Here is a 26,472-nt window from a genome sequence, read left to right on the forward strand (position 1 = left end):
AAAGCGACTAGAGGCTGAAGATTGCCTCTTACAATTTTTAATTTTATCATTATAATAAGGATAAAGCGTTTTATTAGAAAGGAATGATTAGATGGTAAGAAAAGGATGGCGATTGCTTCTCCTGGTCTCCTTGGTCTTCTTATTAGGAGCCTGCCAGGGACAGAAGGGCCAACAGAAGGTATTAATTGGTTCTAAGGCTTCGGATGCTGAAATCTGGCGCTATATTGCTAAGTCGGATGCAGCTCAGGAGGCTGGTTTTGAAATTGAGGTTAAAGATTTTGTCGAAGGTCCAGTTCTCAATACAGCGACGGCTGAAGGGGAGGTTGATGTCAATGCCTTCCAGAATTTTGCCTACATGAATAGCTTCAACCAAGAACAAGGCGACTCCCTTGTAGCTCTGGGATCGACTTATTTTGAACCCATGGGCCTGTATTCCGCTAACTTGGACAAGTTGGAAGATCTGGACCAAGGGGCTCATATCGGCTTAGCAGACTATCCTTCTGACCAGTCCCGGGCCTTGCTCTTGCTTCAGGCAGCGGGCTTAATTGAGTTAAGTGATGAAGAGAAGAGCCTCTACAGTGTGGATGATATCCAGGCCAACCCCAAACAATTAAATTTTGACGTGATGAATGAGAATACCCTACCACGCAGCTTGACTGACCTAGATGCGGCCTGCATCGGCAACACGATTGCCATGGAAGCAGGCTTGGATCTAGAAGAGGATACGATCTATAAAGAAAGTGTCAATGACGATACTCTGGGCAGCGTCAATATCCTTGCGGTTGCCAAGGACCATCCCAATAAAGAAGCCCTTAAAAAACTTCTCGACCTCTACCATTCGGAGGATGTTCAAAATTTTGTTAAGGAAAAATTTAAAGGGACCAAACAGCCGGTTAAATTAGACCAGGAAGAAATTAAAGCAGCCAGTCAATACGAGAAGTAAGAGGCATTAACCAAAAGTCATGTTCAATTTGTTCATGACTTTTTTATTTAAAATGGACATCCCTAAGCTTATGAAACTAGGGCTTTTTTTAGCCTAAGTAGATAGTTTAGATCTTTGGTCTAGTGCACATATATTTTCTCTTGTTAAAAGATCAAAAAAATGTTTGACTATTGTTGACATTAATTTCTGAACATGATATATTATATGTGTTAGCAGTTGAAGTCGCCAAGTGCTAAAGAGGTGAGAACATGTTAACAGAAAGACAAATGCTGATCTTGCAGGCAGTGATCGATGCTCATGCGTCCCTTGCTGAGCCAGTGGGGTCCAAGGCCTTAGCCGGTGATCCCCACATTAATGCAAGTTCGGCGACTATCCGTAATGAGATGAGTTATTTGGAGAAGCTTGGCTTGTTAACGAAGATGCATTCCTCTTCAGGACGAGTGCCGACTGAGTCAGGCTACCGCTATTATATCAATTATATTTTGCCCCGTTACGGGGGACTAATTGATCGCGGTTTAAGTCGAGACCAGGCTGAGCGGGTTGAAGAGATTTTTGCTTCGCCCTATACCCAGTTGGCAGATATAATTGCTCGATCAACTGAGGCGATGGCTGAACTGACAAGTTACGTTGCTATCGCCTTGGGTCCTCAAGTAACCCACCATCGCTTAGCTGCCTTTCGGATTGTTGGCATGACACCACATAAGGCAATGGCGATTCTCATTACTGACCAAGAAGCTGTTGAAAATCAAGTCTTCACGATTCCTGAAGGATTGGACGAAGGCGCGCTTGACCAGCTTGTTCATTTGGTGAATGAAGAGCTGGTGGGACTGCCACTCTATGAAGTTGTCCTGCGTTTGCGCCAAGACTATATCCACTATTTGGATCGTTCAGTCCAACATTTACTTGAGAAAGAGTTACTCATTCAAAGCTTGCTGATGAAATTAAATGAAGAGAGGCTCAATATTCAAGGCACGGATAAGTTTTATCAAACATTATCGAAGAAAGACGAGATTGACCAAATCTTAAATCTTAATGCCTTATTGAGCGACCAAGATGTGGTCACCCAGCTAATCGAGGAACCCCAAACCGGTATTCAGATTCGCATCGGCAAGGAATTAGAAGATAAACGGCTCAAGCATATGAGTTTAATGACTTCAACAATTGGTGAAGAAGATCCTGCTAATCAAATTACATTTGCGATTCTCGGTCCAGAAACCATGTCTTACTTGCAGGTTGCCCAGCTTTTTAATGGGATGCGATCTGCCATTCGCAGGTATTTGGATGAGAGCAATGAATTAAGGCAAAATTAAAAAGGAGGCTTTACTCAAGTGTCAGATCAGGAAAAAGATTTCGAAAGAGAAGAAGAAAAAGAGAAAGTTTCTAATGAAGAAGTCGACGAACAAACTGAAACAAATGAAGAAAATATAGAAAAAGAAGAAAGTCAAGCAGATCCGGTGGCTGAATTGGAAGATAAGATCGCGCAAAAAGATGATCAAATCTTACGTTTATCTGCTGAAATCAAAAATATCCAGCGCCGGAATGCTAACGAAAGACAAGATGCGGCCAAGTATCGGTCACAAAATTTGGCCCAAGCCATTCTTCCTTCCCTAGATAATTTGGAACGCGCCTTGGCTATTGAAGCTGATGACGAAGCGTCCAATAATCTGAAGAAGGGGGTTGAGATGGTCCACCAAAGCTTGCTTCAAGCCTTGAAGGCAGAAGGAGTTGAGGTGATCGATCCAGTCGGTGAAGCCTTTGACCCGAATTTCCACCAATCCGTTTCTTCTGTGCCTGCTGAAGAAGGTCAAGAAGCAGAAGAAATTGTTGAAGTTTACCAAAAAGGTTATGTCTTAAAGGACCGCGTCTTAAGACCTGCAATGGTTATCATTGCACAATAAAAAAAGACTAATGTTCACGCTATAGAGCGAATAATCGAAGAAAAGGAGATTTTACATTATGGCAAAAATTATTGGTATTGACTTAGGAACTACAAACTCAGCTGTCGCAGTACTTGAAGGTGGCGAACCTAAGATTATTCCAAACCCAGAAGGTAACCGGACGACACCATCTGTTGTATCCTTTAAAGATGGGGAATCATCTGTCGGTGAAGTAGCCAAACGTCAAATGGTTACCAACCCTAATTCGGTTGCATCCATCAAACGTCACATGGGTGAATCGGGTTACAAGGTTCACTTAAATGATAAGGATTATACCCCTGAAGAAATCTCTGCCATGATTCTTCAATACCTGAAGAAATATGCAGAAGACTACCTCGGCGAAACGGTAAGCAATGCCGTGATTACCGTTCCTGCTTACTTTAACGATGCCCAACGTCAAGCAACTAAAGATGCTGGTCAGATCGCTGGCTTGAAGGTTGACCGGATTGTTAACGAACCAACCGCAGCTGCCCTAGCTTATGGCTTAGATAAGACTGATTCTGAAGAACAAGTTCTCGTCTTTGACTTGGGTGGTGGGACTTTCGACGTTTCCATCCTTGAATTAGGCGATGGTGTCTTCGAAGTACTATCCACTGCAGGTGACAATGAACTTGGTGGGGATGACTTCGATAACAAGATTGTTGACTTCTTAGTTGAAGACTTTAAGAAGGAAAATGGGATTGACCTCTCATCTGACAAGATGGCTATGCAACGTCTAAAAGACACCGCTGAAAAAGCTAAGAAAGACTTGTCAGGGGTTACTTCAACCCAAATCAGCTTACCTTTCATTTCAGCTGGTGAATCCGGTCCTCTACACTTAGAAACTACTTTAAGTCGGGCTAAGTTCAATGAATTAACGGCTGACCTGGTTGAACGGACGAAGAAACCTGTCCAACAAGCCTTAGCTGATGCTGGCCTTAAAGCTTCAGATATTGATGAAGTGATCTTAGTTGGGGGGTCTACCCGTATTCCAGCGGTTGTTGACGCCGTTAAACAACAAACAGGCAAAGATCCTAACCGTTCTGTTAACCCTGACGAAGTGGTTGCCATGGGTGCCGCTATCCAAGGTGGGGTAATTACAGGTGATGTGAAGGACGTTGTACTCTTAGACGTTACCCCATTATCACTGGGTATCGAAACCATGGGTGGTGTCTTCACCAAGTTAATCGACCGGAATACAACTATTCCAACTTCTAAATCTCAAGTCTTCTCAACTGCAGCTGATAACCAACCAGCCGTAGACATTCACGTTCTCCAAGGTGAACGTCCAATGGCAGAAGACAACAAGACTTTAGGACGCTTCCAATTAACTGATATCAACCCAGCCCCACGTGGTGTTCCACAAATCGAAGTTACTTTCGACATCGACAAGAACGGGATTGTTAACGTTAGCGCTAAGGATAAAGGCACAGGTAAGGAACAAGCCATCACTATCCAATCTAATTCCGGCTTAACCGAAGAAGAAATTGACCGGATGATGAAGGATGCTGAAGCTAACGCAGCTGAAGACGAAAAACGTAAAGAAGAAGCTGACTTGAAGAATGAAGTGGAACAATTGATCTTCCAAACTGAAAAAACCACTAAAGACGTGGAAGGCAAGGTTGACCAAGCTGAAATCGATAAGGCCAATAGCCTGAAAGATGAATTGAAGTCTGCCCAAGAAGCCAATAACTTGGATGACATGCGTACCAAGAAAGATGAATTGAACGAAGTCCTTCAAAATCTAACGGTCCAACTTTACCAACAAGCTCAAGCAGAAGCTGACGCTCAAAATGGTGAAGAAGATGGCAAAAATGATGACGGCTCCGTTGACGCTGACTTTGAAGAAGTCGATAATGACTAATTAAGTTCGAGTTTATCCCCTGTTCTGCGCCAAGGGCAGGGGGTTTTCTTTTGAAAGTTAACAGATAAGAAGATGAGATAGGAGGGAAGCGCGTGGCAACACAACGTGATTATTACGATATTCTAGGCGTTTCTAAGGACGCTAGCCAAGCAGAAATAAAAAAATCTTACCGCAAGCTATCTAAAAAATACCACCCTGATATCAGCGATGCTCCCGATGCTGAGGAAAAATTTAAAGAAATAACGGAAGCTTATGAAGTCTTGAGTGATGAACAGAAGCGGTCTCAGTATGATCAGTTTGGCCATGCCGGGGCTCAAGGCGGCTTTGGTGGCTTCGGAGGTGGCCAAGGTAGCTACCAATCTTATACGGGGTCCGACTTTGAAGATATCTTTTCACAATTCTTTGGTGGAGGATCGAGCTTCGGCGGCTTCGGTGGTTTCTCATCTGGCCAAGCTCGCAATCCGAATGCTCCTCGCCAAGGGGATGACTTGCAGTACACCATTGACTTAAGCTTTAAGGAAGCCGTCTTTGGGGTTGAAAAGACTATTAAGTATAAGCGCGAGGAAGAGTGCCATGTTTGTAATGGTAAGGGGGCTAAGCCTGGTACGGCAGCCAAACGCTGTCAGCAATGTAATGGGAGCGGGGTTGTCAACCAAACCCGTGACACGCCATTCGGGCGGATGCAAACCCAAACGACTTGCCCTAACTGTGATGGAGAAGGGGAAGTTATAGAACACAAATGTGACCACTGCCATGGATCTGGCCGTGAAACCGTTACCCACACCGTCAAGGTTAATATTCCTGCCGGAGTGGATGATGGCCAAAGCATGCGCCTAGCTGACCAAGGGAACGCTGGTTATAACCGAGGGCCTAAGGGCGACCTTTATGTTGTCTTTAGAGTCCAAGAGAGTGATATCTTTGACCGCCGGGGCGCTGATATTTACTTCGAATACCCCATTAATTTCGCTCAAGCCGCTCTAGGCGATGAGGTAGAAATTCCAACTGTTCACGGCAAGGTGAAGATGAAGATTCCAGCTGGAACCCAGTCCGGGGATAACTTCCGCTTGCGGGGCAAGGGTGTCGCTAAGATTAATTCCAATTCAACCGGTGACCAACATGTCACAGTCAAGGTTGTGACACCGAAAAATCTTAACGACAAACAAAAAGAAGCACTCCGCCAATTTGCTGAGGCATCAGGTGATAATGTGACGGAAGAAGAACAAAATTTCTTTGAAAAATTGAAAAATCGCTTTAAAGATTAAGCCTGACCGAGAAGGGGCCAACACTTAAAAAAGTGCTCGGCCTCTTTTTTATCCAAACGAAAGACAAAGCTTGCCTAATCCTATCTCTTTACATTAAAATAGAGAATAGATCATTAACGAACAATGCTTATAAGGATGTGAATATTTAGGTGTCAAATCAATTAGATATCCAAAAGTTAAAAGAAAGGCAAGAGAGGATTCGAAACTTCTCAATCGTGGCCCATATTGACCACGGAAAGTCGACCTTGGCTGACCGTATTCTCCAACAGACGGGGACTGTTTCCGACCGTGAAATGCACGACCAGCTCCTCGACTCCATGGACCTAGAACAGGAGCGGGGCATTACCATTAAATTAAATGCGGTGGAGTTAGAATACCAGGCTGATGATGGGGAGACTTATATTTTCCACTTAATTGATACGCCAGGACACGTCGATTTCTCCTATGAGGTTTCACGGAGTCTAGCGGCTTGTGAGGGGGCTATCTTAGTGGTGGATGCAGCCCAAGGGATTGAGGCGCAGACCTTGGCTAATGTCTATCTGGCCCTAGAGAATGACTTGGAATTATTGCCTGTAATCAATAAAATTGACCTGCCAGCTGCCGATCCAGAGCGGGTCCGCACGGAAATCGAAGATGTGATCGGACTGGATGCTAGTGAAGCAGTCTTGGCCAGTGCCAAGGCAGGAATTGGGATTCCAGAAATTCTTGAACAGATCGTCCATGATATCCCAGCCCCTCAAGGAGACCTGGAGGGACCTGTCCAAGCTTTAATCTTTGACTCAGTTTATGATGCCTATAAAGGCGTTATTTTAAGTATCCGCGTCCAAAATGGGATTATCCAAAAGGGCGATACCATCCAACTGATGAGCAATGGTAAAGAATTCGATGTGACGGAACTAGGGATTATGTCCCCTCAACCGATTCCAAGAGATTATTTAATGGCCGGCGATGTGGGCTACCTGGCCGCAAGCATCAAGACCATCCAAGATACCCAAGTGGGGGACACAGTTACTTTGGCTGCTAATCCAGCTGCTGAACCCTTACCAGGCTACCGGGAGATGCAACCCATGGTGTATTGTGGACTCTATCCTGTTGATTCTTCGGAATATGTTGACTTGCGGGAAGCGCTAGAGAAACTTCACTTAAACGACGCCTCTCTGGAATTCGAGGCAGAGAGTTCGACCGCGCTCGGTTTTGGTTACCGTTGCGGCTTCCTCGGCCTCCTGCATATGGATGTCACCCAGGAGCGTTTAGAACGCGACTTTGGCCTGGACTTGATTATGACGGCACCCTCCGTTATCTACCAGGCTTATAAGACGGATGGCGAGGTTGTTCAAGTTTCCAACCCATCGGAAATGCCAGATAATACGGAAGTGGACCACGTAGAAGAGCCCTATGTCCGAGCTGAAATTATGGTTCCTCAATCCTTCGTTGGCGCAGTCATGGAACTCTGCCAGCGCAAGCGGGGTGAATTTGTGACCATGAATTACTTAGATGATATTCGGGTTACGGTGATCTATGATATGCCCCTAGCCGAAGTCATCTATGACTTCTTCGATAAATTAAAATCGAATACCAAGGGCTATGCCTCTCTTGACTATGAAATTACAGGCTACCGGCCAAGTCAATTGGTCAAATTAGACGTCCTTTTAAACGGCGAAGTTGTCGATGCCCTTTCGATTATTGTCCACAAAGACTTTGCCTATGAACGAGGTCGTCAGCTCGTCAGCAAGTTGAAGGAAGTTATTCCGCGTCAACAATTTGAAATTCCCATCCAAGCCGCTATTGGCAATAAGATCATTTCGCGGACCAATATCAAGGCTCTGCGTAAAAATGTTCTCTCCAAGTGCTATGGCGGGGACGTCTCTCGGAAGCGTAAATTACTAGAAAAACAAAAGGAAGGGAAGAAGCGGATGAAGGCCATCGGTTCGGTGGAAGTGCCACAAGAAGCCTTCCTTGCCATTCTCAATATGGATGACGATGCCTAAGTCTTGTCGACTGAGCCAGCTGTTTTTTACAGCTGGTTTTTGCTAATTTTATATCAAATTTCTCCTGTGTTAGAATAAGGAAAACGATAGAAATGAGGTTGTCAGATGCAAATCAAAACGTTAACAGTTGGGGCACTCCAGGCAAATTGTTATATCATCAACCAGGAAGAGTCGACCAAGGCCCTTTTGTTAGATCCGGGAGCAGAGCCTGATCGGATTATCGCTTATTTAGAAGATCAAGGACTGGAAGTAGAAGCAATCTTACTGACCCATGGCCACTGCGACCATATTGGGGCTTTAGAGGCCATTAGAGACTATAGCCAGGCGCCTGTCTATATCCATCCTGCTGACCAGGACTACTTGCTTTCTCCTGAGAAGAACTTATCAGGTCTCGGTTTTGCTTCCCAAGCCCTGACCTGCCGGCCGGCTGAAGAGGCCTATCAAGAAGGCAAGACCTACCATTTAGCGGGTTTTAGCTTTGAAGTTTTCCATACCCCAGGACATACGCCGGGTGGGGTCTCCCTTTATTTTGAGGATGAGGGCGTTCTTTTTTCTGGAGATACGCTCTTTCGTCATTCTATTGGTCGGACAGACTTAATCGGTGGGGATACGGCAACTATTCTTAAAAGCATCATCCAAAAACTCTTCGCCCTCCCCGAAAATACCCGGGTATTTCCTGGCCATATGGGGGAAACGACGATTGCTGAAGAAAGAAATCATAATCCCTTCTTCAAGCTTTCATGATAAGAGATTTTACTTACAATTTAGGCTTAGCTAGGTTATAATTAAATTAGAAAACAATGTTTAACATTACAACCTGGAGGGATTATATAATGTCCATTAGAAAAACATTTGATAACCAATTACATGAACTGAGCGAACTCTTTAAAAGTATGGGAGACCTAACCCTTCAAGCGATTGAACATTCAAGTGATGCTTTACTCGATCACAAGGTTGTCATTTCCCAGCAAGTTATTGAAAATGATGATGAGATCAACGAGTACGAGTTTAAGATTGAGCGGGACTGCTATCGCTTAATTGCCCTGCAACAACCCGTTGCCAATGATTTACGGATGATTGCTTCAATCTTAAAAGCAACCTCAGACTTAGAACGGATGGGCGACCATGCTGTATCAATCGCTAAATCTTCTTTAGTTATTGCTGATTCTCAACGTCTGCCAGCTATTGAAGAAAAAATTCGTGAAATGTCAGTTAAAGTGGAGGCTATGGTTAGAGATGCCATCGCTGCTTTCTTTGCTAAAGATGCTAAAGCTGCTAAGGAAATTGCGGAAAGAGATCATGAAGTCGATGCCCTCTACAAGCAAGTCCACAATGATATCGTTGATGAAATTACAGCAGGGGACAATGCAGACCTTAGTGAAAGTGCAGCTGCCTATCTTTCTGTTGCTTCAAACTATGAACGATTAGGAGACTACACCACCAATATTTGTGAACGCGTCCTTTATATGGAAGATGGCGACATGGTGGACTTGAACGTCTAGTCACTTCTAATAGTGAAGTCAGTCTGGAAACAGGCTGACTTTTTTAGATATTTACTATTCAGATGAAGTCAAAGATTTCATTAATGGGAAATTTGGAGGAAGGATGCAATCCATTCGCTTATCAAGAGAAGAGCTTAATTAAGTCTTAGGGCTCTAAGGATTGCTTAGTCTATCTTGCCACTAGCTATCTAGCTGGTGGTTTTCTTTAACTTTAGTATGACTTTCATTTAGGGATTTTAGACCTTCAAGCTTAACAAGTCATAAAAATTAGTTTAGAATAAACTTAGCTAAGGAAATTTTCACAGAAAAGGTGGAAAGCATTGAAAAAAGGATTATGGAAGTTCTTCTTGGGCTTGCTTATGATCGCTGGCTTAGGGGCTTGCCAACAAAACGTTAAGCCCCAAGAAGACTTGACTATCCAAGTCTATGTGGATGGTAAGCTGCTGGAAGATAAAAGCTTGCCCAAAGAAGAAGTCATTGGGGAAACTTTGCTCGATGTCATGGCTGATCATTATGAGCTTGAAACGGACGGCCACTATATCCAAGCGATCAATGGCTACCGGGAAGATCCCCTAGCCAAGCGTTGGTGGCGCTATGAATTAAACCAAGAATCGAGCGATATCCCCTTAGACCAGGTGCAGATCGAAAGAGGCGACCAAGTCGTCTGGAAACTTGATAAGATAAGCTAGCTGGTCCTCAGTCCAAGGATGATGGGATAGTTTAGAAAGGAAGAAAAAACATGAAGAGAATGACACATTATCTGGCAGTCCTAAGTTTGGCAGCCCTTGTTCTTAGCGCTTGTTCAGCGGAGAAAGCCCCGGTTAAGGAAGCCCACGAGGCAGCAAGCAGTCAAAGCAGTCAGGAACTTGCTTCCTCTAAAGCAGAGGCTAAGGCTAGCACGGAAGATGTCGCCGCTGCTAAAGAGCGGATTAAAGGCTTAAATTCGGTGATTCCAGTGATTGGAGCAGTGGCTTATCCTGATGCCGACATTTATGTGCCTATTTTCGACGGTCTAACTGAAGAAAATATGTTGCATGGGGCTTCGACTTTCTTCCCCGGCGAACAAAAATTAGGCCAGGGGAATTATCCGATTACCAGTCATAATATGAATTACTTTGGAGAAAACCTTCTCCTTACGCCCATCCTGGACAAGACCAAGATGGGGGATTCGATCTATGTGACTGACTTAGATAAAATTTACCGTTTCGAGGTCGATTTTAATGAGGTGGTTCCAGAAACTCGGGTGGACTTGGTTGATCCTAAGACTGATCAGGCCATGTTGACCCTGATGACCTGCACCAAGGCTCTAGGGGACGATCCCAACCGTAAGATTGTCCAGGCCAAGCTGGTCGATACCATTGATTTTGACCAAGCTGATCCAAAGACTTTGGACCTCTTCAAGGGAGAATACCGTGATGTGGAACATATCTACTAAACTAAAAAATTAGCGAAGCAAAATAAGCGGCCCTTCCTCTGCTAGTGAGGAAGGGCCGCTTATTTTTTAGCTTTTTATTTGTATTCTTTGAAGTAAGAAGTTGGTGTTTGGTCAGCAAGTTCGCGCAAACGGTCGCGAGATTCTTGGGGGAGCGAGCCGCCAAAGTCCATAAATTCAACCAGGTCCTTGAATGCCCGGTGAGGGATCTTTAGGTCATCGAGTTCTTCAACTGAGAAGCCCAGGTTAATCTCATCTTCTCGGCCAGCTTCTAGCTTAGTCACGAAATCAGGTTCGGTGACAAAGACGGAAGACAGGCCCACCATATCCGCATATTGGAAGGCTTCAAGGGCCTTGTCAGGGCTATTGATCCCACCGGTTGCAATGACGGGCACACGGCCATTGACATGGTTGTAAACCGCTTCATTAACGAATTGGCCTTCGTATTTGCCGGCGCGGACCTTTTCTTTATAGATATCATGGCCCCAGCTGGCGATGGCATAATATTGAAGGTCAGCGACATCGAGCAAGCGGTCGAAATACTCGTTAAATTCTTCAACTGTATAGCCAATTTGGCTGCCTCGGGTTTCTTCTGGCGTGCCCCGGAAGCCAAGAATGAAGTCTGTAGCTCCTTCTTCTTCGATCACCTTTTGGCAAGCGGCTGTGACTTCAACCCCGAAGCGGGCCCGGTTTTCGATGGATTGGGGGCCATACTGATCGTCTCTTTGGTTGGAGAAGGGAGAGAAGAATTGTTGGGGGAGGAGACGTTGGGCATTAGAAATTTCCACCCCGGCAAAGCCTGCTTGGATAGCGCGGCGAGTTGCAGCGGCATACTGGGCAATGACATGGTCAATCTTGCGCTGGCTCATGGGGTAGACGGTATGTTCGACTGGGGTCTTCAGCTCCATCCGGCTAGGGCCATAGACTACATGGTAGTCTTGAAGAGCAATCTTGGCGAAGCGGCCAGCATGGGTGAGCTGTAAGATTGCCTTAGCCCCGTCTTTTTGCATACTTTCAGCTAATTTGGACAAGCCATAGATGAAGCGGTCATCACGGACGCTGGGCCCATATTCGAAGAGTTGGGCATAGTCTTCAATATAGGCAGCGGTCGTCACTTGTAGGGGAGCGGACTGGGACCGTCTCTCAGCGTAGAAGAGGTCTTCATCGGTCACGAAGCCTTCTCTGGACGATGAATTAGTGGTGAGGGGGTTGAGGGTAAAGCGGTTTGCTAGTTCAATTCCATTAGGGAGTTTAACCGGCTCAAAAAGTGCCTGGTATTTGGCAGTTGTTTGTTTGGACATCTGATTTCCTCCTATCATATTTATTACCGATTATAGCATATTTTTTTACTTTAAAAAACTTTTAAAAAAGGCGTGCATTTTTTAGGGCATTCGACTATTATAGTTAGTGCTGAGTAGGAGGGGCAAGCCTTTAAGTTAAGAGATTTCAATGATGCAGGTTAGGGGCTCGGCCTTAGATCATGCCGGCCAGAGCTCTGCAATGATTAAGCTTGCGCCTTAATGAAGCAATGCGATTTAATGATAGGAACGAGCGCTTAGTTGAGCTGGTTCATGCCCAAATGATAACTTAGCAGATGAATGATAAAGAGAAAGAAGCGAAGTTAAGTCAAATGAAAATATCAATTGTGGGGGCTGGAGCAGTCGGCTCCGCCTTATGCGAGGACCTTTCAAGTAAACAGTATGATGTGACACTGATTGAAAAAGATGCTCATAAATTAGAAGACTTGCTTGCCAACTATGACATTATGGGAGTCTTGGGAAATGCAGCGACCATCAGCGTCTTAGAAGAAGCCAATATTAAAGACTGCGATGTCTTTATTGCAGTGACCAATTATGATGAAATCAACTTGATGGCCTCCATTGTGGCCAAGGAACTCGGGGCCAAGTATACTATTGCCCGGGTGTCTAATCCGGAATATACGGATTATCTGAACTTCTCCAATGGCAAACTCGGGATTGATCTCATCGTGAATCCTGAGCTGGAGGCTGCGACTGAAATGCTCAATAACCTAGACTATCCCTCTGCCTTTAGCGTAGAATCCTTCTTCAGGGGCCGGGCACATCTGATTAGTTTGGATGTGAGTGAGGGTAGCCAGATTGATGGTTTGGCTCTCAGCCAGTTAGGAGCGGTCTTTGACCATATTGATAAGATCTTGATCTGCGTGGTGGAACGCCAGGGCGAAATCTTTATTCCTTATGGGGACTTCGTGATCCGGGCCAATGACCGGGTCTATGTGACAGGGGATTCCCAGCAATTGCGTGAGTTCTATAAGGTCCTAGGCGGCTCGACCAAAAAGATCCGCTCGACCATGATCGTAGGTGCCTCCAATATCGCCTTCCACCTGGTGCCCAAACTTATCCAAAGAAAGATTGCCGTTAAGGTGATTGAGCGCAAGGAAGAAAAGGCTCTCCGCCTAGCTGCTGAGAATGAAGAAGCAGTGGTTATTGTCGGCGACGGGACCCATCCAGACCTCTTATTTGAAGAATATTTGGAGAATTTTGATGCCCTCATAACCCTGACTGGGATTGATGAAGAGAATATTGTCTTATCTATCCTGGCCAAGCGCCTCGGTATCGGCAAGACCCTGACTAAGATGGACCGGGTGGCCTTGATCGAATATACTGGTCTGATGGACCTGGAAACCGTAGTGATCCCCCACCAGCTCTTCGCGGACCGTATTATCCACCTGGTTCGCTCCTTTGTACGCTCCTATGGGTCTAATATTGAGAAGTTCTACCGCATTGCCAATAACCAGGTGGAAGCCATTGAGTTCACAGTGGCTTCGGATTCGCGCTTGGTCGGTAAGTCCTTAATTGAAATTAACCTGGTCGACAATGTGATGATCGGGTCGATTTTTCGCCAGGGACAAATCATTATCCCGAGTGGCCATGACCAGTTACAGGCTGGCGACCGCTTGATCATCGTCGCCTACCAACGTGATATCTCCGACCTGGATGACATTCTAAGGGGGTAGGGCATGAATACACGTGTAATTGTCCATACCCTAGGCCGGATACTCGCCGTATGCGGTTTCCTTATGTTGCTGCCTGTCTTAGTGGCTCTCTTCTACCAGGAAGGCTGGGATAATGTCCTCGCCTTTCTGGGGCCAGCTCTTTTCCTGATGTTGGCTGGAGGGCTGATGGGCCGCCGTAAGTTAGCCAACCTAGCGATTTATACCAAGGAATCTATGTTGGTGGTCGCCTTGTCTTGGATTATAATGAGCTTCTTTGGAGGCCTGCCCTTTATCTTTACCGGCAGCATGGATTCGCTCTTCGATGCTTTTTTTGAAACGGTGAGTGGTTTTACTACGACGGGGGCTAGCGTCCTGACCGATGTCGAATCGCTAGACCATTCAGTCCTCTTCTGGCGGTCCTTTACCCACTTTATTGGTGGGATGGGGATCCTGGTCTTTGTTCTAGCTGCCTTGCCCCGTGTTGATCGCCGGGCAGGTAAGATCATGAGTGCCGAGGTGCCGGGGCCCAGCTTCGGTAAAATCGTTCCCCGCTTATCCTTTACCGCCCGGATCCTCTACGCCTTGTACTTCGTCTTCTTCCTTGTCTTAATTCTGGCCTTGGTCTTAGCTGGGATGCCGGTCTTTGACGCTATCCTCCATGCCTTTGGGACGGCCGGAACAGGGGGCTTTGGGATTAAGGCGACCAGTGTTGCTTATTACGACTCCAGTCTGATCAATTATATTTTAATCACAGGCATGTTAATTTTTGGGGTCAACTTTAACCTCTACTTCCTTTTTTTCATCCAAAGAGACCGCCGGGCTTTTAAAAATGAGGAGTTAAGAAATTACCTCTTGATTGTAGCAGGAGCGACAGCCTTGATTATTTGGAACATTAAAGATCAAACAGCTGGCCTCGGTCAGGCCCTCGAAGAAGCCTTGTTTACTGTTGCTTCGGTGATTTCCACAACCGGCTTTTCCATTAATGACTTTAACCAATGGCCAGAATTCTCTAAAGTGATCTTACTTTTATTAATGTTTGTCGGGGGCTGTGCCGGCTCAACGGCGGGTGGTCTCAAGGTTTCACGTCTGACCATCTTATGGAAGAGCTTCTTAGCTAATACCAAGCGAATCATCCATCCTAACCAGGCCGTCGCCTCACGGATGGAAGGCAAGCAAGTGGACACGGCTTGGTTGACGACCGTCAAGAATTATTTTGTGACCTATGTCTTGCTCTTTGTCCTCTTTGTGCTGTTAGTATCTCCTTCTATGGGGGACTTGGAGACTATTCTATCGGCTGTCGCTACGGCCTATAACAATGTCGGGCCCGGTCTAGGAGAAGTCGGGCCAGCTGCGAGCTTTGCCCAATTAAGCGATTGGAACAAGCTGGTCCTATCCTTCGCCATGCTCTTTGGTCGCTTAGAGATCTATCCGATGCTCCTGCTCTTCTCCAAGCACACCTGGCAAAAAATCTAATTGACAGGATCGGGCAAAATCGCTAAACTATAAAAAGAAATAAAAAGAGGAGGGACCCATCAAATGACAGAAGAAATGCTTACTTTTGATGGGATCCCTCTTTTTATGGGCAAAGTATTTGCTTTAGAACCTTCCTATTTCATTTAGGGGGTTCTTTTTTATAATTTATGATTAGGAGGACTTATCAATGGCTGTACCAAGTCAAATTCATCACTTTCATTTTTCTAATTGTCTTATGAACGCTTCGGGTGTTTCCTGTGAAAGGAAGGAAGAACTTGCTGCATTGGATGACTCAGCAGCGGGGACCTTCATCACTAAAACGGCTACCCTGGAAGCGCGGGAGGGAAATCCCCAGCCGCGAGTGGAGACTTTTGCCTTAGGGAGCATTAATTCCTCCGGACTGCCCAACCAAGGCTTGCCTTACTACCTCCAAGCTCTAGCAGACTTCCAAGCGGCTAAACCGGATAAAATTTATTTCCTCTCTGTTACTGAACTGGAAGAAGAAAAAATTTATAAAATCTTAGAAGAGGTCGAAGCGAGTGACTTCAAGGGACTCGTGGAATTAAACCTATCCTGTCCCAATGTTATCGGGAAGCCGCAGATTGCCTATGATTTTGAAACAACTGACCGAATTTTAAAACGCGTCTTTTCTTTCTTTACCAAGTCCCTAGGGGTTAAGCTGCCCCCATTCTTTGACCCCAGTCACTTTGACCAGATGGCGGATATCCTCAATGCTTATCCCTTAGCCTACGTTAACTGCATTAATTCGGTGGGCAACGGTCTCGTGATCCATGATGAGCAGGTCGTGATTAAACCCAAGCAAGGTTTTGGTGGGATCGGTGGCGAAACCATTAAGGCAACAGCCCTAGCCAATGTCCATGCCTTCTACCAACGTTTGCGGCCAGAGATTGCTATTATAGGGACTGGCGGCGTTTGCGACGGCCGAGATGTCTTTGAGCATATCCTTTGCGGAGCCAGCATGGTTGGGGTAGGGACGACCCTCTATGAAGAAGGAGAAGGCTGTTTTGCGAGCCTGACAGAAGAACTCGAAGCCATTATGAAGGAAAAAGGTTATAAGACTATTGAAGACTTCCGAGGTAAATTAAAATATATGGATTAATCAAAAAAAGCTGTGCAAGTCAAAGCGCAGCTTTTTTAGATGGAAAAATTTAGGCCTGGTCTTTAATCCGCGCCATAGTTTGGCGGACGGATTGGAGGTAGGTGGCGCCAAATTTATAGAGGTGAAGGGCCTGGAAGTAGAGTTTGTAGAATTCTAAGCGTTGCTTGGCACCGGGAGCTAGGGGATAGGCTTCATTATAGGCTTGGTAGAAGTCAGGGCTAAATCCGCCAAAAACCAGGCTGACTCCCAAGTCGAATTCTCGGTCACCATAAAAGCAGGCCGGGTCAAAAAGAACCGGTTGGCCGTTTTGGTCAAACATATAATTGCCTGCCCAGAGGTCACCGTGTAGGAGGGAAGGGCTTGAGCTATGCTGGTCTAAAGTTTCGCTTATTATTTCAAGAACCCTCTGATAGTTGGCTTGGTCTTCTGGCTGCCAGAGACCTTTTTGGCTAATGGCTTGGTCGAGGGGGATTAAGCGCTGGTCGATAAAGAAGTCTTTCCAAGCATCCCTCCAAGTGTTTTCAAAGCGGATATCGCCTCCCTGGTAGGGGAGGTCAAAGCCGAATTGTTGGCGGTCGGAATGGCTCTGGTGGAGCTTGGCCAGCATCTGGCCGAGATCAGCTTGTTGGCCTTGACCTTCCTGGATAAATTCTAGGACAAGGTAGGCGTCGGGGCCTAATTCGCCATGGGCAATGACTTCCGGCACGCGGATTCCCGCCTCAGCCATGGCTTCTAAACCAGCAATTTCAGCCCTATAGAAATCTTCTCGGCGGTTAGGTTGCACTAAGAGAAAATAGTCGCCTTGGCTGGTTTGGACTCGGTAGGCCTGGTTGACGTCGCCACCCGTTACGGGGCTGAGTTTTTGGATAGCGTCTAATGGCAATTGGGCAATTTGTTGGTCAGATAATGTATACATGCTTGTCCTCCTATATCTTTAGTCGCTTACAATGTCTATTCTAGTGGTTTTTGGCGGAAAGCTCAAAAGCTAGGATTAGTTTCAAGGCTGGATCTTTGTTATAATAGAAGAAGATTGAATGAAACACAAGAAAGGTGGATGTTGATGGCAGACCGAGTGCCAGGGCTGACATATCGTGCAGTCTTTAAAGGAATTAATTTATTGCTCCAAGAAGATTCAAATATTGTAACAGACATTGTGGGACACGGGGGGATTGGTAAGTCCCAGCTCGTGCGTGAACTCGCCGCTGCAAATGACTTTCCCTTCTTTGAAATTACCTGCTCGCTCTTACAGCCTGGGGACCTGACCATGCCGGTGCCTAAGGAAGACCGGATCGATTACTATCTCAACCCGCAAGTCCAAGGGGCAGTTGATGCGGCTGAGGCTAATCCGGATAAAAAAGTGATCCTCTTCCTCGACGAATTTAATCGGCCGATCGCTATGGTTCAAGGGGAACTGATGAACCTAGTCCTCCAACGCAATCTTATGGGGATCGACCTGCCAGACAATGTGGTTATTATTACGGCGGAAAACCCGTCTTCTGATGTTGAAGGCTTTGAAGGCTCTTCCTATGCGACCAATGCCCGGGATATGGCCATTAATGACCGGACCATGCGGATTCGGATGGGAACGACTTTAGACCAGTGGCTGGAATCTTTTGCCCAAGCTGACCATCCTAAGCGGCCAGGGCGTTCCATGATCCATCCGCTCATCCGGGACTTCCTCCAAGCAGAGGGCCGGCAATACTTCATTGTGATTGATGAAACCCGGGATAAGAATCCGACCCCTCGTGCTTATGAGCGCTTATCGGAGCTCTTCTATAACTATGAAGGGGCAGGCTATGATTTGCTTGATTTAGCAGATGATGACCTCTTGGCCTTCCTCGTTGAAGGGATTGACGGTTGTATCGGTGAAGAAGCCGGTCAAGTCTTCCTCTCCTATCTCCAAACCCACCAAGGCGACTTTATCAAGGCGTCGGAAGTGGTTGAAGCGGAAGGTCCTCACTTGGATGCTTCTATACTCGACCGCTACCAAGCTATGCAGGCCATTCGCAAGAAGCGAGTGATTGAAGACCTGACTGCCTATCTCCTGGACCATGAGGATTTATTGACCGACCAGGACCTGCTTAGCCGTTACTTGGACCTCTTCTTGGCAACGGAAGCAGATGAGGTCTATAGCTTGGTCAAACGTCTGAACGAAGCCGAAGCAGACTCAGCTTTGGGACGTTTGAACCAAGCTCTCTCGAATTTTGATGCTTATGTGGACCGGGCCTTTGAGATCACCATGGCCGTTTCGAAGAAATAATTAGGGAAAGGAGACCTGTATGGACGGAATCAAGACAGATAAAAGTCGGGATGAATTGTTGGCTTTAATGGGTTCTAGCCAGCAGGAGCTCGCTATCGACAATATTGATAACCGCTATTTTCGCTTGCGGATTGCCTTCATCATTTACATGAATTTTGGGGCGGATGAGGACTACCAGACCTTTTCTGACCTCATGCACGAATTCATTGGGCTTTTAACGGCCTCTCTGATGACGGACCGCAGCTACAGTGGGGCTAACGACAGCCTCTTCGCGGGCATTATTTACCGCTTGGACCGGCAGATGAGTAAGACCCTAGCTAAGCCCTTGAACTTATCCTTTGAGGGCTTACGCTTTACGCTCACTATCAATCCTATCCTTTTCTTCATGTATTATGAGAGTCCAAAGCAAATGTTGGCGGGGATTCGTCAGATTTGTTACCACATAATTTTTAATCATATGACCGATTATGACTGGGCCTTTCAAGAGACGGAGGATGCTAAGGTCATGAGCGTGGCGATGGAAACAGAGATTAACCAGTACATCCAAGACCTTCCCAGTCACGCCGTTTCCCTGCCTGGCTTAAGGAAGAAACTCGATGTCCGCCTACAGGAGAAGAAGGGGACCCTCTACTATTACCAAGAGATGAAGAAAATTGCTAATGATCCCTCCCATCCTAGCCACAACCGGACCCTGTCGACCTTTGAGAAGATGAAGGGGTCGGGGCAGATGGATGATCTATATAGTCAGCTAGCGGGTAATTTTGATGAAGATAAGCTCTCGGACTTGCGCATTGATTCTGCCGAACAGCTCAACGATGAAATGAAGAAGAATTTCTCCATGCAGCAGGTCATCCCCCAGGGTAAGAATAACGACCTCCACCGTAAGATCATCAATGGCCTGGTTCGTAAGGCCTATGATGACTTGACCGATGAGATGCGGGAACACTTGTCGGGCCAATTATCGGAAAAGGTTAAACCGATGAACAAGTCACGGGCCATCAACTGGAAGGATATTATCCAGAGGGGCGAGGGCGCAACTCCCGTTCCCTACCGCCTGTCTAAGAACCGGATGAACCGCCGGCAACCCTTCCGTATCGACTTGCCCGGCCGGGTCTTGGATACCGCAACGACCCTGATTGTTTTTGTCGACACCTCCGCCTCGCAAAATGAGGAAGCCCTAGCTTATAGCCTAGGTGAATTGGCCAATATCCAAAAGACTCTGGGCAACCAAGTCTGGCTGGTCCAAGTCGATACCAAGGTGGTGAAGGCTGAACGTTTGACCCACCAGACCCTATCCCAGTTTTCTTTTGAAGGGCGGGGTGGGACGAGCTTTGCGCCGGCTTTTGAGTGGCTCCATGACCATGGCTTTAACGACCATAATTCGGTAGCTGTCTACTTTACAGACGGTTACGGGGATGATGGTTTCGACCGCTATGGCTACCATAACATGTACTGGATCTTGACTCAGGCGGATCCTCAAGAAGAGAATCCCTTGTCGACCGAAAGTTATGGCAAGATTCTTTACTTGCGTCAAAGTGAAGCCTACAATAATCAATTGATGCAAAACCGCCTGCGCCAAACCCATGATTAGAAGGAGGAGGCTTATGTCGCAAACACATGACCTGAAAAAAGCGCTAATCCGGGTGCAATTTGGGGATTATTTACCCTTGGTTCAATCCTTCAGCTATCCGGAATTAGAGCCCCTAGAGATTGAACCCCACTTTAACTTTTCGGAGATTTCGGATGAAGCTGCTTTCTATATGGTCGCTCAAGGCTATCTCGACCACTGGAATTCCAGCTATCAGAAGGAGAGTCTCGTGCGTAAGGGAAACCTCTATCGTCAGGAACACCGGGTAGTCGATGAAGTGGAAGATGACTTCCTAGAAGCCGTATGGCAAGCCTATGTTCAAGTCAAAGAGGCGGCCCAAAGCCAAGATTCAAGTGCCTCCCAGTCGAGTATTACCCGGCATGGGAGCCAGGAATCGATTTGGGAACAACTCATGCGTGATGGGGTTCCCGAACTCAAGCAGAAGGTGAGCCAGTATAAGGCCCGCTATGGTTTAGATGATTAGGAAAGGAGTCTTTGAATATGTCACAATTAAATACCCTATGTGCGCTCGCTATTGCCCCTTACGGACAAGGTGACCACCTGTCTCAATATGTCATCCAAGCGGTGAAGGTGATCCAAGATTCAGGACTGCCTTACCAGACCCACGCTATGACGACCGAAATCGAAGGGGATTTGGATGAAGTGATGGCGGTGGTGACCAAGGCTGCTAAGGTCTTGGCTGAAAATGGCATCCGCACCGAAATTAGCTTCCGAGCTGACATTCGTCCAGGCCGGGAAGATGCCTTTGAACAAAAGAAGGCTAGCCTCGCCCGGGAAGAGAAAAAACTGGCTGATAAAGAAGATTAAAAAAAGAGATTGGCTCCAGATAAAAACTGGAGTCAATCTTTTTTAGTGAAGCTTATAAATCAGAGGCACGGAAGGCTTCTGCTAGGGAGATTTGGCTAGGGATGCCGAGTTTTTGGAAGGCTTTGTCGAGGGCCTTGTACATGGCTTCAAAATAAGCCACTTCCATATTGGATCCCATGTGGGCAATCCGCAAGATGCGCTCACCGAGAGGGCCGTCGCCATTAGCGATTAAGAGGCCTTCTTCTTTAACTTCTGCCATTACATCAAAACTGTTAAAGCCTTCGGGAAGGAGTACAGCTGTTAGGGTATTGGCAGGATGGTCTTTGGCATAGAGTTCAAAACCTGCTTCTTGGAAAATCTGCCGCGTCTTACCAGCCCATTTGGCGTGCTTAGCAGCGAAGTCATGGGAGAGGGTTTGGTCTAAGGCAGCATCCATGGCATAGACTAAGTTCTCGCTCATGGTATAAGGAAAATCGAAGTGGTCATTATCAAAATTAAGATAGGACTTAAAGTTGGAATAGAAAGAAGGGATGGGACTTTGCCGCTGGTCGAGCCGGTCCAAGGCCTTTTGAGATAGTGTCACGGTACCAATACCAACCGGGGCAGAGAAGCATTTTTGACTGCCCCCGAGCAAGACATCCACTTGGGCGCGGTCAAAGTCGATAGCTTCGCCTCCGATTCCAGAGACGGAGTCCACAATGGATAAGATGTCATAGCGGTGGAGCAAGTTTCCGATGCCATGGATGTCATTTGAGATTCCCGTAGGTGTTTCACAATGGACGAAAGTAGCCACTTGGAAATCAGAGTCCTTTTCTAAGAAGGCTTCCAATTCATCAAGTTTAATGCCGTGCCGCCAGTCTTGTTCGAAGAGAACAGGTTCACCGCCAACAAAACGTACAAAATCTGCAAAACCGGCCCCATAGACCCCATTGGAGAGGACTAAGACCCGGTCACCCGCTTCAACCATGGAGAAGATGGCCGCTTCTAAGGTGATGAGCGCTTCGCCTATCATGAAGAAGGAAGGGGCATCCGTCTGAAGGACTTGTGAAACTTTCTTTTCCACTTGGCGCTGGTAGTTGGTGTAGTCATGTTCAAGGTCGGTATTCGTTTTCGACTGGGCAAAGGCTTTGAGGACCTTGTCAGTCACATGGGAAGGACCTGGACTAAGATTTAACATAGCAAAACTTCCTTTCAAAAACATTTTATTCATTATAATACAATTCTAATCTTTTGCCCACCGGTTGGGTAATTGCGGATCGAGGAGTTCAAATTCGCGGCTGTCTAGGTTTACCTTAGCTAAGACTTTATCGCTCTTAATCAGCTGGTCCAGGAAGGCGGCAATCTCATCCGCTTCATTGTAGCGTTTCCAAACATCGTCAGCTGTCAGACTCTCATCCTGAGAGGCCACATTGATGAAAGCGGTGTTAACAGCAGCCGGCGCTAAAATTTTGACTTGGACCGCTGCCTCTTGGTTATGGAGATAGCGGCCAATATTTTCGGAAAAGGCGCTGATATAGAACTTCATCGGACTGTAGAAGGGTGAAGATTCCATCAGCTCATAGCCTGCCACTGAAGAAACATTGACCAGGCAAGCTCCCTCGATGGCTTGGTAATCACGCAAGTAATACTGGCTGAGCAGAGTAGGGGCTAGCATATCCACCTTCATCAGTTCTAAGATTTCGTCACTCGTCTGGCTAAGGAAGTCCTTACTATTAGAGAAACCCGCATTGTTGATCCAACACTTAATGTGATAAGCTTTGGTCTTTTGGTAAAAAGTTTCCAGCTCGTCAATCTGGCTAAGATCTTGGACCAGGTAGTCAACCTTGATGCTAGGATATTTGTCTTCCAATTCTTCTTTTAAGGCAGCCAGTTTTTCTTCGCGGCGGGCAACCAAGATGAGGTTTTCCCCTTGGCTAGCGGCTAAGCGGGCATAAGCTTCACCAATCCCTGAACTGGCACCTGTAATTAATGTATATGTTGTCATGAGTCATCCTCCTTTAGCTCCAGTATAACATGGAAAGGCTTTCAATTCAGAGCATGACCCCTGAACCAAAGCAAATGAATACATCAGCTTTTTATCTAAAGTCTTGTAAAAACAGATTAAAGCATATGCCTATTATCCATGTTTTGCCGGATAGCAAAATTATTTATAAAAAGGCCTTGCCTTTCTATTGGAAATTAGGTAGAATGGTCTTATTGACGGGGGCGTAGCTCAGTTGGGAGAGCGCTACACTGGCAGTGTAGAGGTCGTCGGTTCGAGCCCGATCGTCTCCATTGAAGGGGTTTTGTTCGCTCAAAAACAAGCCTAAAACGTTGATATGAAGGCTTTCTTGAAAAAGTACGAAATGTTTGAAAGCATACCCCTCCAGTATAAAGCTTGAGGGATAAAGACCCCGCAAGAGTTGAGGAGGGACTGCATTAGCTCTCCTGCTTACAGATATGAAGCCATGGTTTTGCCGTGGCTTTTTCTTTTGTCTCTTTTTAGCAATGTTTAAGGGGAGTCCCACATGCAAAGGGAGATAGCAATTTAAGTTATGATTCGTAAGTAGTAGACGCCACATAAACAAGGAGAATACTATCTTTTCAAACAGTTTGTGGGTGTTGAGTTGGCTCTAAATGTACAGGTGAGAAATAAAACTGCTCCGAAACTGCTTCACTAGCTCCACATGTGCAAGAGGATAATTGTTCTGCTTGATTTAAAGAGGGTCCACGGTACGGAAGCCCTCACACTCATAGAATTAAAGTGCCTTTTAATTACTAAGAAATCATAAGGAAAAAGCTCTCTCTGCACTCATGGGGAAACTGCCCAATCTTGACATCAATTCTAGACCATATATTCGGTTAGATAATAGCTTTTAACAGGTAGCTAGTACCGCTCAGCTCCTATCTATTCATTTCAGGTTCTATGAACTTGCCAGGGTGGGGTAGGCACTACAGACCTTTGACAATTGAATAATAAGGGGCTAAGTGTAGACTATCATGTTAAATTAGCTTATAATGTAATTACTAAAATAATTACTTATGAGGAGTGATAAAATGGTAGTAAAAGCAAGGAGGCAAGGAAATTCTTTAATGATTACCATTCCAAAAGCCTTTAATGTTACTGAGGGAGCCAGCTTTAAACCCCACTTACAAGAAGATGGAATTTTCTTTGAACGAGTGGAGAGCGTTCCCCGTTTTGTAGATGACTTTGACGCTTTGTTATTAACTGATATTGTCAAAGCTGGTTTTACAGACGGTGAAGCAATTATTAAAGAGATGGAACGGCGAAAGAAATTCATGGAAGAGCGTTTATCTGAGATGATGGAAGAGCCAGCGAGTGAAATGACTGAAGAGGATTTTAATCGTGAATTTGGATTATAGAATCTATTTCAGAAATAATGCCAAGCGGGAACTGAAGAAGCTGAAAGATAAAGGCCTGATGAAGTTGATTAGAGATGAAATATATCAAGTAATCGCCAAAGATCCTCATTGCGGAGATAGGAAAAAGGGCAAGTTGAAGGATATTTATACTAGACCAATCCACTATCAAAAATCACAATATCGAATTGCCTACACCATCCACGAAGACATTGTTACAGTGGAGATTATCCAAGTTGCTAGCCGTGAAAACTTTTATAAAGAGCTAAGCAGAAAAATTCCTTAGTGGCTAATCATACTAACTAAAACACTTAGCCACCGATCAATTGATGTTGTTTTGCTTGACTATAAAGACAATGTTTTGTCTGTATAATGACTCTCCAAATGATGATATAGTGTTCCTTTATCAAAAATTAAACGAATAAATATGTAATAATAAAGAGACTAGAGACTCCTTGTTTCTTTTGGATATGGGCTTTCTGTAAGATCTGTGATATTCTCAGCTCATAAAATAGAGTAGCTAATTCAGTTGGTAACTGCTAATCAATAACATATCAAGATAAAATAAGCGCTCCAGGTCAAAATTTATCCCGGAGCGCTTATTTTATCTTGATGTTCTGGAAGCAAAGTATTTCCACATATTTAAGAAGAAAACTAGGAGGAGAAGGTAGCGGACGATATCAAATATCTTCAAGAAGAAGTTTTCGTAGCTGACGGGTGATAGGAGGTAGATTAAGTAGAAAGAGAACTAGGCAGAAGCATACGCTCAAGGTAATCCCCACGAACATGGAAGAGGTCCGAATGGGTTGTTTAAGCTTCAAGCACTCTAAGAAATATTCTTTTACATCGTCAATATGCATTGGTCATCCACCTTATATGTCTAAAATTTAATCTTATTATACAGTAAAGTCTGGCTAACTGAAAGTATTTTCATCTGCTATTGGCCGACTTTTTGACTCTGTATCCGGTTCAGGAGTGATTAATGACAGTTTAGGAAATAATTAGTTTTTACTGATAAAATGTAGTATACTTATGCTATGAATAAGGAGGAGATTATATGAAGAATAAAGAAAACACAGTCTCATTTCGTAAATTAAATATGGGTCTAGCTTCTGTAGCCCTTGCAGGCTTCCTCGCAGCCAACCCTCAAGTGGTTGAAGCGACTGGAACAGCTGATTCAGGCGCTGGGACTGCCACCACAACGGCGGGAACTGTAGAAGCTACAACTGCTCCAAGTGCTGATGCTAGCAATGCAGCCTACCAAATCCAAAATCCTCAAGAAGCTGAGAAAACTTTAGAACTCATCCGCAACACTCGTAATACTTATTATGACGATGAAACAGTTCCTTTTGCAGGCACTTCACTGAAAAACTATGTGACTCAGCAAGGCCTAACTAAGGAACAATATGTTAATGATATTCGTTATGATCGGATGAATGAAAAGGATGCTTATATCCGCGCGGAAGAAACAGCCATTCATGGTAAAGTTGCTCACAAGGGACCAGATGGAGAAAGTAAGCCCCAATACCAAAATAGCAGTGCCTGGGGTGAAAACCTAAGTTGGGGGCGTAATTCTGTCGAAGCTGATTTTGAAGCTTGGACCACCTCTGAATTACCTGCCTTGAAGTCGGCTAATGGGAAATTCACTGCGAAAAATGGCCACCTCTATCAAATTTTAAATCCATTTAATATTTCCTTCGGTTATGGTAGATTCTCAAAAAATGCTCCAGGTGTTGATGCTTCTAAGTACAAGAACGCATATGATCCAATCAGCGCTCTGACTTTATCTATGAAACCTGGTGATACGGATTATGATGCTGGTAAAATTGGTGGGGTAGTAACACCAGATCCACAATCAACACCAGATCCACAGCCAACACCAGATCCACAGCCAACACCAGACCCACAACTAACACCAGACCCACAACCAACACCAGATCCACAGCCAACACCAGATCCACA

24 protein-coding genes and 1 tRNA gene are annotated in these 26,472 nt (G+C 45.5%); 21 read left to right on the forward strand and 4 right to left on the reverse strand.

Annotated features, from left to right (window positions below; translation table 11 throughout):
- Nucleotides 1-91 precede the first annotated feature (91 nt).
- The 10 genes from HMPREF2626_RS02340 to HMPREF2626_RS02385 all read left to right on the forward strand — a co-directional run bounded on the left by HMPREF2626_RS02340 (nt 92) and on the right by HMPREF2626_RS02385 (nt 10,910).
- The gene (locus HMPREF2626_RS02340) at nt 92-943 is read left to right on the forward strand and encodes a MetQ/NlpA family ABC transporter substrate-binding protein (protein WP_070617035.1); all 852 of its coding nucleotides are present in this window, start codon (nt 92-94) and stop codon (nt 941-943) included.
- A gap of 248 nt (nt 944-1,191) precedes the next feature.
- Entirely contained in the window at nt 1,192-2,253 is a 1,062-nt protein-coding gene (gene hrcA / locus HMPREF2626_RS02345) for a heat-inducible transcriptional repressor HrcA (RefSeq protein WP_070617036.1), read from the forward strand.
- Nucleotides 2,254-2,271: 18 nt separating this feature from the next.
- Nucleotides 2,272-2,841: a nucleotide exchange factor GrpE gene (gene grpE / locus HMPREF2626_RS02350; RefSeq protein ID WP_070617037.1), complete on the forward strand. Its 570-nt coding sequence runs from the start codon at nt 2,272-2,274 to the stop codon at nt 2,839-2,841.
- A 58-nt stretch (nt 2,842-2,899) separates the two neighbouring features.
- Nucleotides 2,900-4,723: a molecular chaperone DnaK gene (gene dnaK / locus HMPREF2626_RS02355; RefSeq protein WP_070617038.1), complete on the forward strand. Its 1,824-nt coding sequence runs from the start codon at nt 2,900-2,902 to the stop codon at nt 4,721-4,723.
- A 92-nt stretch (nt 4,724-4,815) separates the two neighbouring features.
- Nucleotides 4,816-5,985: a molecular chaperone DnaJ gene (gene dnaJ, locus HMPREF2626_RS02360; protein WP_070617039.1), complete on the forward strand. Its 1,170-nt coding sequence runs from the start codon at nt 4,816-4,818 to the stop codon at nt 5,983-5,985.
- 149 nt (nt 5,986-6,134) lie between these two features.
- Nucleotides 6,135-7,973, forward strand: a complete 1,839-nt coding sequence (gene lepA / locus HMPREF2626_RS02365; RefSeq protein WP_070617040.1) for a translation elongation factor 4 — start codon at nt 6,135-6,137, stop codon at nt 7,971-7,973.
- Nucleotides 7,974-8,078: 105 nt separating this feature from the next.
- Nucleotides 8,079-8,717, forward strand: a complete 639-nt coding sequence (locus HMPREF2626_RS02370; protein ID WP_070617041.1) for an MBL fold metallo-hydrolase — start codon at nt 8,079-8,081, stop codon at nt 8,715-8,717.
- Nucleotides 8,718-8,806: 89 nt separating this feature from the next.
- The gene (gene phoU, locus HMPREF2626_RS02375) at nt 8,807-9,475 is read left to right on the forward strand and encodes a phosphate signaling complex protein PhoU (protein WP_168162691.1); all 669 of its coding nucleotides are present in this window, start codon (nt 8,807-8,809) and stop codon (nt 9,473-9,475) included.
- Between the two features lie 320 nt (nt 9,476-9,795).
- Nucleotides 9,796-10,164 (forward strand): DUF4430 domain-containing protein, encoded by a 369-nt coding sequence (locus tag HMPREF2626_RS02380; RefSeq protein WP_070617042.1) that lies wholly within the window; start codon nt 9,796-9,798, stop codon nt 10,162-10,164.
- Nucleotides 10,165-10,214: 50 nt separating this feature from the next.
- Nucleotides 10,215-10,910: a class A sortase gene (locus HMPREF2626_RS02385; protein WP_070617043.1), complete on the forward strand. Its 696-nt coding sequence runs from the start codon at nt 10,215-10,217 to the stop codon at nt 10,908-10,910.
- Nucleotides 10,911-10,984: 74 nt separating this feature from the next.
- Here HMPREF2626_RS02385 and HMPREF2626_RS02390 read toward each other — a convergent pair whose 3' ends face one another.
- Nucleotides 10,985-12,208 carry an NADH-dependent flavin oxidoreductase gene (locus HMPREF2626_RS02390; RefSeq protein ID WP_070617044.1) on the reverse strand — a complete coding sequence of 408 codons (1,224 nt, stop codon included), beginning with the start codon at nt 12,206-12,208 and terminating at the stop codon, nt 10,985-10,987.
- Nucleotides 12,209-12,537: 329 nt separating this feature from the next.
- On the opposite strand from HMPREF2626_RS02390, the gene trkA reads away from it, so the two are divergent.
- From trkA to HMPREF2626_RS02405, 3 genes are all read left to right on the forward strand, one after another.
- On the forward strand, nt 12,538-13,902 hold the full coding sequence (gene trkA, locus HMPREF2626_RS02395; RefSeq protein ID WP_070486015.1) for a Trk system potassium transporter TrkA: 1,365 nt from the start codon (nt 12,538-12,540) through the stop codon (nt 13,900-13,902).
- Nucleotides 13,903-13,905: 3 nt separating this feature from the next.
- A complete protein-coding gene (locus HMPREF2626_RS02400; RefSeq protein WP_070617045.1) occupies nt 13,906-15,354 on the forward strand; it encodes a TrkH family potassium uptake protein in 1,449 nt (482 codons plus the stop codon).
- Nucleotides 15,355-15,541: 187 nt separating this feature from the next.
- A complete protein-coding gene (locus HMPREF2626_RS02405; RefSeq protein WP_070617046.1) occupies nt 15,542-16,474 on the forward strand; it encodes a dihydroorotate oxidase in 933 nt (310 codons plus the stop codon).
- Nucleotides 16,475-16,523: 49 nt separating this feature from the next.
- Here HMPREF2626_RS02405 and HMPREF2626_RS02410 read toward each other — a convergent pair whose 3' ends face one another.
- Entirely contained in the window at nt 16,524-17,390 is an 867-nt protein-coding gene (locus HMPREF2626_RS02410) for a fructosamine kinase family protein (RefSeq protein WP_070617047.1), read from the reverse strand.
- A 144-nt stretch (nt 17,391-17,534) separates the two neighbouring features.
- Here HMPREF2626_RS02410 and HMPREF2626_RS02415 point away from each other — a divergent pair, with 144 nt between their 5' ends.
- From HMPREF2626_RS02415 to HMPREF2626_RS02430, 4 genes are read left to right on the forward strand one after another with little or no spacing between them, the layout of a single operon-like run.
- Complete coding sequence (locus HMPREF2626_RS02415; RefSeq protein WP_070617048.1) at nt 17,535-18,734, forward strand: AAA family ATPase; 1,200 nt, start codon at nt 17,535-17,537, stop codon at nt 18,732-18,734.
- A 19-nt stretch (nt 18,735-18,753) separates the two neighbouring features.
- Complete coding sequence (locus HMPREF2626_RS02420; RefSeq protein ID WP_070617049.1) at nt 18,754-20,325, forward strand: vWA domain-containing protein; 1,572 nt, start codon at nt 18,754-18,756, stop codon at nt 20,323-20,325.
- A gap of 13 nt (nt 20,326-20,338) precedes the next feature.
- Entirely contained in the window at nt 20,339-20,806 is a 468-nt protein-coding gene (locus tag HMPREF2626_RS02425; protein WP_070617050.1) for a hypothetical protein, read from the forward strand.
- Nucleotides 20,807-20,823: 17 nt separating this feature from the next.
- Nucleotides 20,824-21,150, forward strand: a complete 327-nt coding sequence (locus HMPREF2626_RS02430; protein WP_070617051.1) for an MTH1187 family thiamine-binding protein — start codon at nt 20,824-20,826, stop codon at nt 21,148-21,150.
- A 52-nt stretch (nt 21,151-21,202) separates the two neighbouring features.
- Here HMPREF2626_RS02430 and HMPREF2626_RS02435 read toward each other — a convergent pair whose 3' ends face one another.
- Complete coding sequence (locus tag HMPREF2626_RS02435) at nt 21,203-22,327, reverse strand: pyridoxal-phosphate-dependent aminotransferase family protein (protein WP_070617052.1); 1,125 nt, start codon at nt 22,325-22,327, stop codon at nt 21,203-21,205.
- Nucleotides 22,328-22,372: 45 nt separating this feature from the next.
- Entirely contained in the window at nt 22,373-23,134 is a 762-nt protein-coding gene (locus HMPREF2626_RS02440) for an SDR family NAD(P)-dependent oxidoreductase (protein ID WP_070617053.1), read from the reverse strand.
- A gap of 217 nt (nt 23,135-23,351) precedes the next feature.
- Between HMPREF2626_RS02440 and HMPREF2626_RS02445 the strand changes: the two genes are divergently transcribed.
- The 4 genes from HMPREF2626_RS02445 to HMPREF2626_RS10195 all read left to right on the forward strand — a co-directional run.
- Nucleotides 23,352-23,424 (forward strand) — tRNA-Ala (locus HMPREF2626_RS02445).
- 762 nt (nt 23,425-24,186) lie between these two features.
- Nucleotides 24,187-24,513, forward strand: coding sequence for an AbrB/MazE/SpoVT family DNA-binding domain-containing protein (locus tag HMPREF2626_RS02450; protein ID WP_141744565.1), 327 nt, complete (start codon nt 24,187-24,189; stop codon nt 24,511-24,513).
- Nucleotides 24,497-24,796 (forward strand): type II toxin-antitoxin system RelE/ParE family toxin, encoded by a 300-nt coding sequence (locus HMPREF2626_RS02455; RefSeq protein ID WP_168162692.1) that lies wholly within the window; start codon nt 24,497-24,499, stop codon nt 24,794-24,796. Before HMPREF2626_RS02450 ends, HMPREF2626_RS02455 begins: the two co-directional genes overlap by 17 nt.
- A 771-nt stretch (nt 24,797-25,567) precedes the next feature.
- Nucleotides 25,568-26,472: hypothetical protein (locus HMPREF2626_RS10195; RefSeq protein WP_210382779.1), on the forward strand; the 905-nt coding region annotated here is incomplete at its 3' end.

This window comes from Aerococcus sp. HMSC062A02, assembly GCF_001809535.1.
GTDB lineage: Bacteria > Bacillota > Bacilli > Lactobacillales > Aerococcaceae > Aerococcus.